A 15,910-nucleotide genomic window follows, 5' to 3' on the forward strand; every position below is an offset into this window, starting at 1 on the left:
TCCCATGAGGAGCGGATCATGGCGAGGCACGCCTGCCTTCACGGCGCGGGGGTACCAGCGGGGCAGCAGGACGCGGGGAAACCAGATGAAGTAGCCAAGAATGAAGATCAAGGCGCAAGGAAGGGCTATCAATCCGAGAAAACCGCCAGCTTTATGGGGTAGAATTGACTTCAGTGTGGCTAGTGCCATGCAGAGGGCAAATATTCCATTGTAAAACAGGGACAGGGAGGGGCATGAGCCCCCGGAATAATGGGTGGTGAAGCGAGGCCTAGGTTCGCTGTATGCCTTCCATCCAAAGTGAAAGGAGGCCAAAGAGGCACCGAGGAAGATTGTTCCAAGAAATGCCATTCCGAAGGATTCGGTAATTGGAGCCTGGGTTTCAAGGGGTATCATTTGAAGATTTCCTTGAGTCCGGACCAGATCCATTCTCCCACGTCTCCGGCCAAGTCGCCGACTGTTCGATCTTCTCCTGTGGGGATGGCCATGATCAAGCCGACTCCAAGGCCAGCGATGACGCCGACCGGTCCGCCGATAGTTGCTCCTGCGGCAGCTCCGAGGCTGACGGATGCGAGGACTTCACTCGCTGCTCGTACCGTTCCGGTTTCAGCCACCTCGGCCTTTCGTTCGCTCTCGGTGAGTTCGGGCCTTTGTTCGCGGAGTTTTCGGTCGGCCTTGGCGTACTCGTCGACGAAGGTGAAGGTGGTTCCGACGACGAACATGCTGCGGCCGAGGATGCGGCCTCCGAGGGTGGTGGCGTGTCTGATCTGTTTGGTCTTCTCCAGGCCTATGCGCCCCTTGGGCTCCCTGATGACCTCGGGTGCTCCGTACTTTCCGATCTCTGGTCCGAGAACTGCTGACTTCATGTTGCTGAAGAACCGCTCGAGGAAGCTGCCCTCCTTGGGAGCCGAGCCCCAGTTCATGTGATAGTGCCTGTTGTGGCTGACCCAGAACGGAATCTTGATTGGAACCTCGCCAACGTGGAAGACGAAACGGGAGGTGACCTTGGTGATGTCCACCTTCGCGGCATCCCCGAAGGCGCCTGCCACGGCGCACACCTGCTCCCCGGTGAGGGTGAGCCAGGCAGGGTGCCCCTTCTCCGGCAGGCCGTCGTTGCCGATGGCCTGCAGCTTGTCCCGGCATTCCTCGATGGCGTTGCGGTACTTGGACGTCAGATCGTTGACCCTGCCCTGGAGGGAGGTCCCCTCCTCGTTGTAGGCGGCGAGCTCGACCGGGTCCTCGGGGGCGACCCTCTCGTGATGCCTGACCACCTCGTGCAGCAGCGACGAACGTTCCGCCCTGAGCGTGGCGATGGCATCCCCGAACAACGTCATGGCGGTGCTGACGCTCAGACAGCCGTCCGAGGCCTGGTTCCCCGAGGTCTGGGCCGAGTCCAACGCCGAGTACATCAGCTCCTGATGAGGGCTGTTGTAGCAGGCAGTCAGCCCCAGCCAGTGGTGTCGGGCGGTGTCGATGTCCTCGGAGAAACCCGCGCCATGCTCCACGAGCGCTGCAGCGGCCTCGAAGATGGCCACGCCATCCGGCCAGTTCTTCAACCCGTCGGTGTTGATGATCATACTGGCTTCCCATCCGTGACCCGGAACTCGTCGACGCCGTGAGCCGCACGCTCAGTGCGATCCGCCATCTCATGGTCTGCCGCCTGGATGGCGGAGACCGCCGACCGTCCACCTGCGACGGCATTGCTCACCTGCTGCTCAGCCCCGGTCATCCCGGGCGTGAGCACCCGGTTGTACACGGCGTTGAGCGCTGAGGCCAGAGCAGCACTCTCCCCGACACACAGCGCCCCCAGGGAGTCGATGTCGGCAGAGACCAGGGAATGCTTCTGCGCCGCCTGTGCTCGTTCCCCCTCCGTCCTGGCGAACACCGCACGACAGGACGCGGCATCCACGTTGTACCAGGTCATGGCTGATCACTCCTTCTCGGCGATGGTGGCGGTGAGACGGAACCAGAGCGGCTCCTCGGGATCCTGACGGACGGAGACCTTGCGCCGGAGGTTCCGCAACGACGACGAGACCCAGTTCAGGGCATCCCCTCGCTGCGGGGTGTGGAGCCAGTTGAGATGGGGCTCCCCCTCGGCATCGGTCAGCGACATGTGGTGCCACGGCTGGCGGAGGAACTCCGCCACGTCACCATCCGCCGGGCCGGGTGGCAGGACATCCCGCTCGACCTTGGCCTGCAGATCGGCCCGGCTGATCTCCAACTCCACGTCCATCCTCCAGGCAGGAGTGATCCTCGACCAGGCCAGCAGGATGCGGAACAGGTCGTTGGAGTGGCAGTACCCCATCAGGCGGTTGCTGGGCTGCTCGGGATGCGGGGCGATGAACAGGGTGCTGGAATCGGTCACCCAGAACTGGAACTCGCGCGGGAAGCGGGCAGCTGCCGTGATGGTCCAGCCCTGCCCACTCAGGATGTGATCGGCGTACCAGAAGCCGGCGGCGTTGAAGGTCCCGTCGGGTTCGACGAGATCCGCCGCCATCAACTCATCCCTGGCCCGACCGGTGAACGGGGGGAAGGCGCGAGTGCTGACGGCCGTGACGAAGGCCTCAGTGGTGTGGCGGCTGAACACGAGGGGTTCCGTCGCCAGCACCAGGGGTGGTGGCTGGACCACGGACAGGTCCTCCCGCGGTGCACCGTCGCGGGCAGTGGCCCAGGCATCCAGTCTCACATCGGGTACCTCGGAGCTGCCGGGTGGTGCGACGCGTTCAGCCGGGGGCATCGCCTGCAGGGTCGCCAGGATGTCCTGGTGGGGATGACCCGGGTGCCATTCGACGAAGGGCATCGTGAGGGTCAGCTCGGCCACCACCTGGTCGACGACGACGAGCTCCTGGATGGTCAACAGGCACAAGGAGATGCCCCGGGTCCCCTCCGGGGCCACCGGGGTGAGCAACCACAGGCGACGGTGCTCCACCCCGTCGCGGATGAGGGCCTCCACCTGGATCACCATGGTCCCGGGGCTGGTCTCGGTGACGCCACGGAGGTTGGCCTGGCTGATTGATGCCAGGGTGTCCGGACGGTGTTCGATCCGGGACTCCCGCAGCACCACGTTGGGGGTGAAGCCCAACTCTCCGGTGGGGGCGGCGGCGATCACGCAGCCCGGCTGCCGGGTCTCCTGCCAGCCATCCGGGACCTCGCACCAGAAGGCCGATCCCACCAGTTGCATGCCTGCTCCTTCGACGACGTCTGCCGTCATTCAACCAGAGGGCAATTGCCTTTGGGAAGGACAACCGGAGCAGGCTGGGTGAAGGGTGAGCACGAAGTGGCGGGTTGCGTGCACGAGGCCCCGGGTGTCAACGCTGCCAGAAAAGCAGAACGGCGATTCGTGCCCGGTGTGGTGGGCTGGGGTTGGGCTGGCGGTGATCCGGTGATCCGGTGATCCGGGGGTGGGACGGGGTGCGGGGGGTGGGATCAGCCGAAGCGACCCGTGATGTAGTCCTCGGTGGCCTTGTGCTGCGGATTGTGGAAGATCCGTTCCGTCGGCCCCACCTCGACCAGCTGACCCGGCTCACCCTGGGCCTTCAGGTTGAAGAACGCCGTCTCGTCGGAGACCCGGGCCGCCTGCTGCATGTTGTGCGTGACGATCACCACCGTGTACTGCTCCTTCAGCTCATGGATCAGGTCCTCGACCGCCAGCGTCGAGATCGGGTCCAGTGCCGAACACGGCTCGTCCATGAGCAGCACGTCCGGCTTCACCGCGATCGCCCGTGCGATGCACAACCGCTGCTGCTGCCCACCCGAGAGCCCCACCCCGGCCTTGCCCAGCCGGTCCTTCACCTCGTTCCAGAGGTTCGCCCCCTTCAACGCGGTCTCCACCGCCTCGTCCAGCACCTGCCTGTTCTTCTCGCCGTTGAGTCGGAGTCCAGCCGCGACGTTCTCGTAGATCGACATCGCCGGGAACGGGTTCGGGCGCTGGAAGACCATCCCGACGATCCGCCGCACCGCCACCGGGTCCACACCGGGGCCGTACAGGTCCGTGCCGTCGAGCAGCACCTGCCCCGTGCAGTACGCTCCCGGGATCACCTCGTGCATCCGGTTCAGGGTCCGCAGCACCGTCGACTTGCCGCACCCCGACGGCCCGATGAAGGCCGTCACGGTGCGCGGTTGCACCACCAGGTTGACCTGACTCACGGCATGGAACCTGCCGTAGTGGATGTTGAGGTCCTTCACCTCGATACGTTTCGACATTGTCTCCCTGCCTTCACTTCGTCCTCGCGGCGATACGCCGGGCAACCAGGTTGAGCACCATCACGATGAGCACCAGGGTGAGTGCCGCCGCCCACACCCGGTCCGCCCCGGGATCGCCCGCCGGGGCCGAGATGCCGTCGTTGATCATGGTGGGCAACGCCCCCATCGAGTCCCCGAACGGATCGAGGTACAGGTACTTCGCGTACCCGATGAGGATCAGCAACGGGGCGGTCTCACCCATGACCCGGGCGATGCCCAGCACCACCCCGGTCAGGATCCCGTTGAACGACGTCGGCACCACGACGCTGAGGATCGTCCTCCACTTCGGCACCCCCAACGCCCAGGCCGCCTCACGCAGTGAGTCCGGCACCAGCTTCAGCATCTCCTCGGTGGAACGCAGCACCATCGGCAGCATGAGCAGCGCCAGCGCCAGCACCGTCGCGATGGCGGAACGTGAGAACCCGAACGTGGTGATGAACATCGCGTAGATGAACAGGGCCGCGACGATGGAGGGGACACCGGTGAGGATGTCCACCATGAACGAGACCAGCCGTGCCGCCCGCGTGCCGCGCCCGTACTCGACGAGGAAGATCGCCCCCAGCATCCCAACCGGCACCGCGACCACCGCGGTCAGGATCCCCAGCAGCAGCGTGCCGTAGATGGCCTGGAGCGCGCCCCCCTTCGTCTCCTTCGAGGTGGTGTTGTCCAGTGACGTCGTCCACCACTGCAACGAGAAGGAACGGATGTCGCCACTGCCCTGGTCCGTGACGTGGACCACGGTCTCGGCGGTGACGGGGTAGGTGGTCGGCACCCGGTAGGTGTTGACCCGCTCCCCGACGGCGACGTGCCTGCCTCCGTGGGGGAACAACCACCGCAGGCCCGGTTCCGTGGGTGAGGCATCAGCCCGGGCATCCTGCTCGGTGCCGCACCGCTCGGTCGGCACCCGCACATTGTGCTGGTCGACGCAGACCACGTGGTGGTCCGGTCCTCTCGTGAACAGCAACGGCGCGCCCTTGACCGTCACCGAGACCAGGATCCACAGCAGCGGGATCGTCGCGACGACGACGGCCAGCCACACCCCGAGCGTGGCGAGGTTGTTCTTGAAGGTCCTGATTCCCGACGGCGCACGCAGGTCCAGACCGGGGGGCGGCAGCGTCCGTCCACTCATGAGGTCCTGGCCTTTCCACGTTCGGCGATCACCCGGGCGACGGCATTGACGGCGAAGGTGAGGACGAACAGCACCAACCCGGCGGAGATGTAGACGCCCGCCTTGTAGGGGGTGTCGAACTCCGGTGCGTTGCGGGCGATGATCGAGGCGAAGGTCTCACCGCCGCTGAACACCGACACGTCGAACTCCGCCACCTTCGACAGGATCAGCATCACCGCGATGGTCTCGCCCAGTGCCCGTCCAAGCCCCAGCATCGCGGCGGCGATGGCCCCGGAACGCCCGTACGGCAACACCGCCAACCGGATCACCTCCCATCGGGTGGCCCCCAACGCCAGGGCGGCCTCGATGTTCTCCCGCGGGGTCTGGGCGAACACGTCGCGGGTGATGGCGGTGATGATGGGAAGGATCATGATGGCCAGCACCAGCGACGCCGTGAACACCGTTCCGGGAGAACTCACCTCAGCGGTCCCGAACAGCGGGAACCAACCGAGGGTCCGCTCCACCCAGTGCGCCACCGGCTGGACGGCCGGACCGAACACCTTGATGCCCCACAGTCCGAAGATCACCGACGGCACCGCCGCCAGCAGGTCGATGACGAAGGCGATCACGGTGGAGACCCGACCCCTCACGTACTGGGTCAGCAGCAGGGCGAGGCCCGTCGCGACCGGCACCGCGATGAGCAGGGCGAACAGTGACGACAACACCGTCGTCCACAACAGCGCCGCGACCCCGAACCGGGGCGGCGTGGCGGTGGCCCTGAACTCGGTGGCGGTGAAGAAGTTCGCGGCGTTGTCCATCAGGGGCTGCCAGGCGTTCGACAACAGGAAGACCCCGATGACGAGCACGATGAGCACGATCAGCCCTGAGGAACACCAGGCGGCCCCACGGAACAGGGTGTCGCCGAGTCGGCTGGTGCGACCCAGCGTCACACCGGCGGGTTCCTGCGAGAAGGAGGTGTGGTCGCTCACGCGATCTCCGAGATGGTCTGGGCCACCCGCTCCCTGAGGGAGTCGGGCAGCGGTGCATGGCCGAGGCTCTCGAGCGAGGCCTGGACCTCGGCGGAGGCGAAGTGGGTGAGGAAGTCCCGCAGCAGGGCAGGGTTGTCGCCCCCGGCGGAGCAGACCACCTCGTAGGTGGGCATCACGGCACCGTAGGTCCCGGTGCCCGGGGTGTGGTCGAGGCTCAGGCGCAGGTCCTGCCCGTCGCCGATCCCGGCGGTCTCGATGGCGCGTGACGCGGTCGAAGCAGTGAGTTCCACCCCGTCGAGCCCGGCCACCGTGATGTCCCGCTCCAACGCGGCCCCCCATTCCATGTAGGAGATCGCTCCCGGGGTCGCGGTGACGGCCTCTGCCACCCCGGCCGACTTCTCCTTGCCCTCCCCGGTGGTCGCGGCCCATGCCTTGGCGGGGGTGTGTGGCCAGGCATCCCCAGCCGCGTCGGCCAGGTAGGAGGTGAAGTTCTCGGTGGTTCCAGACTCGTCGGCGCGGTAGAACACGGCGATCCTGATGTTCGGCAACGTGAGCTGCGGATTCTCCTCGGCGATGACGGGATCGTCCCAACGGGTGATCTCGCCGTTGAAGATCCGGGCGACGGTCCGGCTGGACAGGGTGAGGTCCGTCACGCCGTCCAGGCGGTAGCCGACGGCGATGGGGCCGAAGACCATCGGGAGGTTCCACGCCTCGTTGCCGTTGCAGCGTCGCCTGGCCTGTTCGGCCTCGACGGCACCGTCCTTGACCTCGGTGCGCAGCGGGGCGTCGGAACCCGCCCAGTCCACAGCCGAGCCGAGGAAGGCCTTGATCCCGGCGCCGGACCCGGAGGAGGTGTACTCGACGGTGGTCCCCGGGCAGGCCGTGGTGTAGCTCTTGATGACCTCCTCGAGCACGGTCCGCTGCGAGGATGCGCCCTCGCCCTTGAGGGTGCCCCCGGGACAGGCGAGGTCTGCCGCACCGGGCACGGGGCGAGGGGAACGAGGCGCCGGGGAGAGGGAGTCGGCGGAGCAGGACGTGACCAGCAGCACGGCACAGACCCCGAGGGCCGCGGTTGCGCGCAGCGCCATGACGGTTCCCTTCCAGGCAGAGGAGCACGGACCACCAGGGTCCGGGAGGGACATCGTCCCCCCGGGAGGAATCTACGGGGCGAAGATGACCGGTCCCACCCGGTTGGGTGAACATCCGGTGAACAGTTCTCAGCCCAGCCAGCGGGACAGGTTCTCGGAGACGAACCCGTCGTCGCTCAGATCCGGGTGGTCACGTCGGACCCGCCTGATCTCCTCGGCCTGACCGGGGGAGAGCGAGGCGTGAGGGTCGAGACACCAGGTGCCGCGCATCAGACCCTGCTGCCGAAGGTACTCGTGAACCCCTGCGATCACCCCGCGGAAACCGTTGCCGGGGTCGAAGACGGCCTGGTTGAGGTCGACGACATCCGTGGCCAGCGCCCCCAGTCGGGAGGCCGCGACACAGTCGCCGTCGAAGGCCAGGTGGGCCAGCTCCAACAGCCCGACGGCGGCCTTCGTCCCCACCGCCCACTGGCCGAGCAGGCCACCGACGAAACGCAGCTGTTGGCCGTCGATGCGGTACCGGTTCAGCAGGTCGGCGACGATGGCGTCGTCGTTGCCGGTGTAGAGCGCCACCTCGTCGGCGCGGCCGGAGGCGGCGACCCCTCGCACCAGCTCCAGGGTCTCGTACCGGTCGAAGGGGGCGGCCTTGACCGCCACCACGGACTCGATCCGGGTGAGCTCGGCCCAGAAGTGACGATCCAGTCGGGGACCTCCGATGGCGGCCTGGAGGTAGAAACCGATGACGGGCAGCACCTCGCCGACGGCGCGGGCCCGGGCCAGCAGGTCGGCAGGACCCGCTCCATGGACCTTCGGGCTGAGCAGCACCGCGTGGTAGCCCAGGTCATGGGCCAGTCGGGCCTCGGCCAAGGCCTGCGGGGTCGGTCCGGTCACGCCCGCGATCCGCACCACCTCGTCACCGGCCCGGGCGTCGAGTTCCTCCGCGGCCAGCCGCAGCACCGGCTCGAGGAGACCGTGTTCGGGGTCGCGGATCTCGAACTGGGTGGTGTGGACGCCGACGGCGAGACCACCGGCCCCGGCGTCGAGGTAGTAGCGGGTGAGCGCGCGTTGGTACGGCTCGTCGATGTCCAGTGCCTCGGTCAGGGCCAGGGGATGGGCCGGGATCACCGTTCCCCGGGCCAGGGTGCGGGCGGCCGCCTCGGGCAGGAGTGCGGTCATCTCAGAACTTCCCGTCCCGCACGGCCCACTTGGTGGGCTTGGCCGTCATCGGCAGGCCATCCCTCACCCAGGCAGCCTGCCACTCGATGAGCTGGTCCGCGTCGACCGGTGAGGGGCCGAACAGCTCCCGGCAGCGGGTGGCGTCGCTGAGCAGGGCGGTCGGCTCAGGTTCGCCGTCGAAGTGGACCTGATGTCCCAGCAGGTCAGCGAGACGTGTGGCGATCCGGCGCACCTCGAGCAGCTCCGTGCCGGTGAGGTTGAGCGTGAACACCTCCGCGTCGGCGTGCCCGAGGCTGCGCAGAATCACCTCGTTGGCGTATCCCTGCCACACGATGTTGACGCTTCCGGTGTGCAGTGGGACGGGCTGGTCGGCCATGATCTGCGTGGCGAGGTCCGCCAGCACCCCGTAGCGCAGGTCCACCGCGTAGTTCAGCCGGATCACGCTGAGCGCGGTGCCCCAGGTGGCGGCGGCGAACTGGAACACCCGTTCGCGGCCGAGGCAGGACTGGGCGTACTCGCCGACCGGGTCCGGCGGGGTGTCCTCCGTGGCGCCGCCGGTGGCGGGGGAGACGAAGGGGTAGACGTTCCCGGTGGACATCGCCACGATGCGGGAGTCGCGGTAGCGGCGGGCGATCCGGCCGGGCAGGGCGGCGTTGACCTCCCAGGCCCAGGACTGGTTCCGGTCGGCCCCGAACTTCGCTCCCACCATGTGGATCACGTTGGGGGCATCCGGGAGTACCGAGAGGTCGTCGTGCTCGACGAGGTCGAAGGGCATCACGGTGATGCCGTGGCGCTCGAGCTCCTCACGGTGACGGGGGTCTGAGAACCGGGAGACCGCGACGACCCTGTCACCGTCGCGCCCGGCCGCGTCCAATCCCGCGCGGGCCAGCCGGGCCAGTGAGGGGCCCATCTTGCCGCCGGCCCCCAGGATGACGATGTCCCCGGAGCCCTGGCGGAGGTCGTCGACCAGGGCGTCGCCGGGGGTGGTGAGGGCGTCATCGAGTTCCGTCTCGGTGGTGAAGGTCCTCACAGCCATGTCGTCACCCTTCCTCGCGGACCGCTGGGTAATTAGCATACCAAGATTTGATAATCCATGTCACGGCCCTGCTCAAAAGAGGGTCAAGTTTGTTGACTTGAATGTGGCAATGCGTCAGGCGGTGGGCTTGAAGGTCTCCGTCGCGAGCACCTTCCCGTCGGCGACGTGCAGTCCCCTGACCTCGGCCACCACCATCGGGGCGGCATCCAGTCCCAGCCCCGCGTACATCTCCGGCAGGACCGGGCGGTGGCCACAGACCGCGGTCGGCCGATCCAAGCCGGCCAGCAGCTTCGCCATGTACTTGCGCACCGCCTTCGGGTTCCTCGACCCCGCCTCCTCGGTCAACGCGTCGACGGTTCTGATCGTCAGCCCCGTGGCCTTGGCGTAGGGCTGCAGGGTCTGGACGCACCGCTCCGAGGAGGAGCTGATCAGCTGCTCGATCCCGAAGGCGGCCAGCAGGTCGACCAACCGCTTGGCCTGCCGCCGACCCCGCCCGGAGAGACGACGACGTTGGTCGTCGCCACTCCAGTGCTTGCGCTGCATCGCCTTCGCGTGACGCACGATCAGCAGTGCATGGGTGTCGGCACTGCGCACGGCCTGCGCGATGAGCTCCTGCTCGGCCGGGTAGGTCGCCTTCGCGATGGCCTCCTCCACCGGGAACCACGTCACCGCCTGGACCTCCTGGTCCGGTCTGCGGTTGCGCTGGCGCCTCACCCGTGCCCGCCAGTAGTGGGAGATCTTCGGGCCCTTCGGGGTCTCGTAGCGCACACTCGGCAGTCGCAGGTCGAGGACGGCCTCCACCCCGGTCTCCTCGTCGATCTCACGCAGTGCGGTCTCCGGCAGTAGCTCATCGGCCTCACCCTTGCCCTTCGGCAAGGACCAGTCGTCGTACCGGTCACGATGGATGAGCAGCACCTGCAGTCCCTGGCTTCGTTCCCGCAGGATCACGCCCCCGGCCGCGATGATCCTGTGCTTCCTGCTCATCGGCTCCGCCTCGACTTGGTGCGACGGATCAGCTCCTCCTGGAGGTCCAGAAGTGGCTGACCGTCGGCCCCCGTGGTGACCGATGACCAGGTGTCGTCGTGCAGCTCCCACCGGACCGTGCCGTCGTCGAAGGCCAGGGTGAACAGCTCGTCGATCTGTGCCACGTGCCGTGGGTTGGCCAGACCGACGATGGCCTCCACGCGACGGTCCAGGTTGCGGTGCATCAGATCCGCCGAACCGATGCCGACGTTCGGGCGGCCACCGTTCTCGAACCAGTAGATCCGGGAGTGTTCCAGGAACCGCCCCAGGATGGAACGCACCCGGATGTTCTCGCTCAGCCCCTCGACCCCGGGCCGGATGGTGCAGATCCCCCGCACCCACACCTCCACCGGGACCCCTGCCCGGGAGGCGCGGTACAGCGCATCGGTGACCGCCTCGTCGACGATGGAGTTGACCTTGAACCGGATCCGGGCAGGCCGACCCGCCTCGAGGTTGCGGATCTCCTTCTCGATCCGGGAGACCAGCCCGGCGCGGATCCCGTGCGGGGCGACGAGCAGCCTGCGGTACTCGGTCTGCTGGGTGATCCCCGACAGGTGGTTGAACAACCGGGCGACGTCGTCGGTGATGATCGGGTTCGAGGTGAGCAGTCCCATGTCCTCGTACATCCGGGCCGTCTTCGGGTGGTAGTTGCCGGTTCCGATGTGGGCGTAGCGTCGCAGCCCGTCCGGCTCCTCACGCACCACCAGCGACAGCTTGCAGTGGGTCTTCAGCCCCACCATCCCGTAGACCACGTGGACCCCGGCCTTCTCCAGCTGCCGGGCCCACGAGATGTTGTTCTTCTCGTCGAACCGGGCCTTGATCTCCACCACCGCCAACACCTGCTTGCCCGCCCGGGAGGCGTCGATCAGGGCGTCGACGATGGGGGAGTCGCCCGAGGTGCGGTACAGGGTCTGCTTGATGGCGAGCACGTGCGGGTCGGCGGCCGCCTGCTCGATGAAACGTTCCACGGAGGTCGCGAACGAGTCGTAGGGATGCTGGATGAGCACGTCGTGGCGACCGATGGCCTTGAACATGTCGGCGGGTGAGGCGGATTCCACCTCCGCCAGGTCGGGATGGGTGATGGGCAGGAAGTTCGGGTACTTCAACTCCTCCCGGCGGGAGTCCCCCAGCGCGAACAGCCCCGTCAGGTCGAGCGGGGCCGGCAGGTGGAACACCTCCTCGGCGGTGACGTCCAGCTCACCCAGCAGCGTGGTGAGCATGGCCTCGTCGATGTCCTCCTGCACCTCCAGACGCACGGGAGGACGCCCCACCTTGCTGCGCAGCAACTCCTTCTCCAGGGCGTAGAGCAGGTTCTCGGCATCGTCCTCCTCCACCTCGATGTCCTCGTTGCGGGTGACGCGGAACGTGGTCTGACTCAGCACCTCCATGCCCGTGAACAGCTGCCCCAGGTGGCGGGAGATCACCTCCTCCAACGGCAGGAAACGGCCCTCACCCAGCCTCACGAAACGCGACAGGTTGGTGGGCACCTTCACCCGGGCGAACTGACGGGCCCCCGTCGCCGGGTTGCGCAGCAGCACCGCCAGGTTGATCGACAACCCCGAGATGTAGGGGAACGGGTGGGAGGGGTCAACCGCCAGCGGGGTCAGCACCGGGAAGATGTGATCGCTGAACAACGCACGCATCGCGTCCTTCTCCGCCGCGGTGAGCAGCTCCCAGGTGAGGATCTCGATGCCGTTGTCCTTCAGCGCCGGGCGGATCTCGTGCTGGAACAGGTCCGACTGCGCGGCCACCAGCTCCTTGGTCCGGGTGAGGATCCGGGACAGCAGCTCCCCGGGCATCGCCCCGGTGACGGTCGGCACCGCCACCCCGGCCTGGATCCGACGTTTCAGACCGGCCACCCGGACCATGAAGAACTCGTCCAGGTTGTTGGAGAAGATCGCGACGAACTTGGCCCGTTCCAGCAGCGGCACCCGCTGTGAGTCCCGGGCCAGGTCGAGCACCCTGTTGTTGAAGTCGAGCCAGGCGAGTTCCCGGTCGAGGTAGCGGTCATCAGGCAGGGGGTTGCTCATGATCTCTCCTGGCGGTAGTTGGTGTCGGTGGCGAGGACCTCGAATCCGGCATGCCGGTACAGGGAGACCACCCGGGCCTGGCTCGCCTCGACGTAGAGCTCCACCCGGCGGCACCCGATGGCGTCCAGGTGGGCCAGTCCGGCCTCGAGCAGGCCCCGGCCGATCCCCCTGCCCTCGAACCCGGGGTGGACCGCCAGCACGTAGACCTCCCCGGTGCTCTCGTCGTGGCGTTTCGTCCAGTGGAACCCGACGATCCGGTCGTCGACGTGCGCGGTGAGCAGCCCCGCGGGGTCGAACCAGGGCTGGCGTGCCAGCGCGTGGAAGTCCGCCAGGGTGAGGCGACCCTGCTCCGGGTGATGGGCGAAGGCCACCCGGTTGACCTCGACGACCGCCGCGGCGTCCTGCTCGGCGAAGGGTCGGATCCGGTACCCGGACGGCGGACGGGGCTCGGCGTCCTCGGCCGCCAGGTCACGCCCCATCCGCAGCAGCTCACGCACCGGGAACAGGCCCACCCGGGACGCCAGGGCCCGGGCGGCGGGCAGGGTGCCGAATGCCCACACCGAGTGCCGGGGGCGTTGCCGCAGCGCCTCGGTCAGCAACCGGGTGCCCAGCCCGTGTCGGCGCTCCGCGGGGGCGACCGCCACGAGGACCGTCCCGTCGTGGTCGTCGATGACGGCGACGCCTCCCGGGACCTCGAGCACCTGTCCGGGGCGGTCACCTGCCAGGACCAGACGGGCCGAGTCGTTGAGCGGGTGCACGCCGTCGACCTCGAGGCAGGCGGAGGCGATGTCGTGGGCATCAGTCATGGGTGTCCTCCCAGGGGGTTGCCAACCGGTAGCCGACGTTGCGGACCGTACCGATGAACTGGTCGTACTGGCCGAGCTTCGCGCGCAGTCGCCGGATGTGCACGTCGACGGTGCGGGTGCCGCCGAAGTAGTCGTAGCCCCACACCTGGCTCAGCAGCACCTCACGGGTCAGGACCTTCCCCTGGTGCTGCACCAGATGACGCAGCAGCTCGAACTCCGTGTAGGTCAGATCCACCGGCTTCCCGGCCACGGTGACCTGGTACGCGTCCTCGTCGACCCGGATCGGGCCGACGCTCAACACCCGCTCCGCCTCGCGACCGTGCATGAGCAACCTCACGCGTGCCCCGAACTCGGCAGGCTCGCAACCGTCGAGCACGAAGTCGGTGAACCCCCAGTCGCCGCCCAGCAGCGCCAGGGCGGATCCCGTGGTCCACAGCAGCACGGGGACCGGCCCGGTGGAGCGGATCACGCTCAGCGCCGTGCGGGTCCAGGCCAGGTCGGTCCGGGCATCGATGACGACGACGTCGTGATGGGGAAGCTGCCGGAGGGTCTCGTCGATGCTGCTGGTCACACCGTGCCCGTGGTCCAGCAGGGGGAGAGGAGAAGGGATGGAACCGTCACGGGAGACGACGAGCACCGAACCCATGACACACCTCCCATCAACCCGGCGGGACCCAATCGTATCGTCGTGTCGCCTGTGTGAGGTCGGCCCTTCGCGGAACGAGCATCCTCTACCATGTCTGCATGTCCAACCGTCTGCCCGATGAGTACTTTCGGCAGACCCCGAGCGAACCCAAGGTGCGTTCAGACACTGCCGGCCCCGACCCGATCCCCGGACCGCTGAGGCGGATGCAGGGGATGCCCTTGTCCCTGGTGATCGCCTGTGCGCTGGCCAGCTTCCTCATCGGGTTCGCCGGGATGCGTTCCGTGCTGCTCCACGGTCAGGAGGTCACCCCCACATCGATCCCGAGCATCTCCTCGGCGCAGGCCAGGCCGGCCGTTCCCTACACCGGGCGCGCCCGCGCCGTCAGGGCACTGGACGTGACGAGCACCTGCACCGACGGTGCCGAACCAGGGAACCTGCTGGACGCCATGGTGGAGACCATCTGGACCTGTCCCGGGTCCGGGGTGGAGGAGTCCATCACCTTCGACCTCGGAAAGCCGGTGGAACTCGTCGGGGTGAGGTTGGCGACGGGCAACCCACTCGTGCCCCAGGGAACCACCAAGGAACGCATGATCACTGCGGTCAGGTGGACCTTCGACGACGGGTCCTGGGCGTCGCAACCACTCGGCGGCGTCGCAGATCTGCCGCAGGAACTCCGGTTCCCCAACACGGAGACCGGCAGGGTCACGCTGACCATCGTCTCCGCCACCCAACCCGCCGGTGGGGTGGACCAGGTGTCCATAGCGGACGTCGAATTCCTCACCACGATGTGAGAATGTCCAGGCCCGTCGGGTGAAAGGTGGGCGCTGGAGGCGCTCATCGGGCTGCCGTCGAACTGCGATGACTGTAATCTCTGACGCGTAGTCCCTGCGGCCTGACAAGGAGCCACCCCATGCCAAGCGTCCTGTTCGTCTGCTCCCGGAACAGCGGGAAGAGCCAGATGGCGGCGGCACTGATGCGCGAACGATCGGGCGGTCGGGTGGAGGTGTTCTCGGCGGGCACGAGACCTGCCACCGGCATCCCGGAGGAGACCCGGGCCAGTCTGGGGCGTCTCGGGGTGCACCTGGACGGTGAGGCCCCCAAGCCCGTCGATCCCGAGGTGTTCAACACCGTCGACAAGGTGGTGGTGATCGGCTACGAGGCGGTGGTCACAGCCAACCCGGAGATGCGGGGCACCATCGAGACGTGGCACCTGGACGAGCCGTCCGCGCACGGCATCCAGGGTGAGACCCGCATGGACCTGATCCGCGACGAGCTGGACGACCGCGTGGTCGCTCTGCTGCAGGAACTGGGGATCAGCTGATCAGTCCCAGTTCTCCGTGTCGATGAGGATGGTGAACGGTCCGTCGTTGACGGAGGCCACCTGCATGTCCGCTCCGAAGCGACCCCGTGACACCGTCGCGCCCAGTTCCTCCAGCGCGGCGGCGTAGGCCTCCACCAGGGGCTCCGAGACGGCACCCGGTGCGGCCTTCGACCAGCCGGGACGGCGCCCCTTGCGGGTGCTGGCGTGGAGGGTGAACTGGCTGACCACCAGGATGGGTGCGTCCACGTCGCTGGCGGAGACCTCGCCGTCCAGGATCCTCAGGCCCCACGTCTTGCGGGCCAGGGCCTGCGCGACGGCGAGGTCGTCGCTCAGTCCCACCCCGAGCAGCACCAGCAGGCCGGGGCGGGGCAGGTGGGCGATGACGTCACCGTCGACCGTGACGCTGGCCGACGAGACCCGGGAGATCACTGCACGCATGGGGCATGTC

The 15,910-nt window shown here is 67.6% G+C and carries 16 protein-coding genes; 2 read left to right on the forward strand and 14 right to left on the reverse strand.

Annotation, left to right across the window (positions count from 1 at the left end; translation table 11 throughout):
• Positions 1 to 389: 389 nt before the first annotated feature.
• The 13 genes from EII34_RS10940 to EII34_RS11000 all read right to left on the reverse strand — a co-directional run bounded on the left by EII34_RS10940 (position 390) and on the right by EII34_RS11000 (position 14,141).
• Entirely contained in the window at positions 390 to 1,574 is a 1,185-nt protein-coding gene (locus tag EII34_RS10940) for a hypothetical protein (RefSeq protein ID WP_124845200.1), read from the reverse strand.
• A complete protein-coding gene (locus EII34_RS10945; protein WP_124845201.1) occupies positions 1,571 to 1,921 on the reverse strand; it encodes a hypothetical protein in 351 nt (116 codons plus the stop codon). The genes EII34_RS10940 and EII34_RS10945 overlap by 4 nt, the downstream gene beginning before the upstream one ends.
• A 6-nt stretch (positions 1,922 to 1,927) precedes the next feature.
• Complete coding sequence (locus tag EII34_RS10950) at positions 1,928 to 3,178, reverse strand: hypothetical protein (protein WP_124845202.1); 1,251 nt, start codon at positions 3,176 to 3,178, stop codon at positions 1,928 to 1,930.
• Between the two features lie 245 nt (positions 3,179 to 3,423).
• On the reverse strand, positions 3,424 to 4,200 hold the full coding sequence (pstB, locus tag EII34_RS10955) for a phosphate ABC transporter ATP-binding protein PstB (RefSeq protein ID WP_124845203.1): 777 nt from the start codon (positions 4,198 to 4,200) through the stop codon (positions 3,424 to 3,426).
• Between the two features lie 13 nt (positions 4,201 to 4,213).
• The gene (pstA, locus tag EII34_RS10960; protein WP_221620279.1) at positions 4,214 to 5,368 is read right to left on the reverse strand and encodes a phosphate ABC transporter permease PstA; all 1,155 of its coding nucleotides are present in this window, start codon (positions 5,366 to 5,368) and stop codon (positions 4,214 to 4,216) included.
• Positions 5,365 to 6,336 (reverse strand): phosphate ABC transporter permease subunit PstC, encoded by a 972-nt coding sequence (gene pstC / locus EII34_RS10965; protein WP_124845204.1) that lies wholly within the window; start codon positions 6,334 to 6,336, stop codon positions 5,365 to 5,367. Before pstC ends, pstA begins: the two co-directional genes overlap by 4 nt.
• Positions 6,333 to 7,424 (reverse strand): phosphate ABC transporter substrate-binding protein PstS, encoded by a 1,092-nt coding sequence (gene pstS, locus EII34_RS10970; protein ID WP_124845205.1) that lies wholly within the window; start codon positions 7,422 to 7,424, stop codon positions 6,333 to 6,335. The genes pstC and pstS overlap by 4 nt, the downstream gene beginning before the upstream one ends.
• Before the next feature lie 129 nt (positions 7,425 to 7,553).
• The gene (locus EII34_RS10975) at positions 7,554 to 8,600 is read right to left on the reverse strand and encodes a dihydrodipicolinate synthase family protein (RefSeq protein WP_124845206.1); all 1,047 of its coding nucleotides are present in this window, start codon (positions 8,598 to 8,600) and stop codon (positions 7,554 to 7,556) included.
• 1 nt (position 8,601) lies between these two features.
• On the reverse strand, positions 8,602 to 9,636 hold the full coding sequence (locus tag EII34_RS10980; protein WP_124845207.1) for an NAD-dependent epimerase/dehydratase family protein: 1,035 nt from the start codon (positions 9,634 to 9,636) through the stop codon (positions 8,602 to 8,604).
• 114 nt (positions 9,637 to 9,750) lie between these two features.
• On the reverse strand, positions 9,751 to 10,620 hold the full coding sequence (locus EII34_RS10985) for an NUDIX hydrolase (RefSeq protein ID WP_124845208.1): 870 nt from the start codon (positions 10,618 to 10,620) through the stop codon (positions 9,751 to 9,753).
• The gene (locus tag EII34_RS10990) at positions 10,617 to 12,689 is read right to left on the reverse strand and encodes an RNA degradosome polyphosphate kinase (RefSeq protein WP_124845209.1); all 2,073 of its coding nucleotides are present in this window, start codon (positions 12,687 to 12,689) and stop codon (positions 10,617 to 10,619) included. Before EII34_RS10990 ends, EII34_RS10985 begins: the two co-directional genes overlap by 4 nt.
• Positions 12,686 to 13,495 (reverse strand): mycothiol synthase, encoded by an 810-nt coding sequence (gene mshD, locus EII34_RS10995; protein ID WP_124845210.1) that lies wholly within the window; start codon positions 13,493 to 13,495, stop codon positions 12,686 to 12,688. The genes EII34_RS10990 and mshD overlap by 4 nt, the downstream gene beginning before the upstream one ends.
• Positions 13,488 to 14,141 carry a winged helix-turn-helix transcriptional regulator gene (locus EII34_RS11000; RefSeq protein ID WP_124845211.1) on the reverse strand — a complete coding sequence of 218 codons (654 nt, stop codon included), beginning with the start codon at positions 14,139 to 14,141 and terminating at the stop codon, positions 13,488 to 13,490. The genes mshD and EII34_RS11000 overlap by 8 nt, the downstream gene beginning before the upstream one ends.
• A gap of 98 nt (positions 14,142 to 14,239) precedes the next feature.
• Between EII34_RS11000 and EII34_RS11005 the strand changes: the two genes are divergently transcribed.
• The gene (locus EII34_RS11005) at positions 14,240 to 14,932 is read left to right on the forward strand and encodes a discoidin domain-containing protein (RefSeq protein WP_124845212.1); all 693 of its coding nucleotides are present in this window, start codon (positions 14,240 to 14,242) and stop codon (positions 14,930 to 14,932) included.
• Positions 14,933 to 15,051: 119 nt separating this feature from the next.
• The gene (locus tag EII34_RS11010; protein WP_124845213.1) at positions 15,052 to 15,462 is read left to right on the forward strand and encodes an arsenate-mycothiol transferase ArsC; all 411 of its coding nucleotides are present in this window, start codon (positions 15,052 to 15,054) and stop codon (positions 15,460 to 15,462) included.
• On the opposite strand, the gene dtd is transcribed toward EII34_RS11010, so the two are convergent.
• On the reverse strand, positions 15,463 to 15,900 hold the full coding sequence (gene dtd / locus EII34_RS11015) for a D-aminoacyl-tRNA deacylase (protein ID WP_124845214.1): 438 nt from the start codon (positions 15,898 to 15,900) through the stop codon (positions 15,463 to 15,465).
• Positions 15,901 to 15,910 lie beyond the last annotated feature (10 nt).

It is taken from the genome of Arachnia propionica, assembly GCF_003859805.1.
GTDB lineage: Bacteria > Actinomycetota > Actinomycetes > Propionibacteriales > Propionibacteriaceae > Arachnia > Arachnia propionica_C.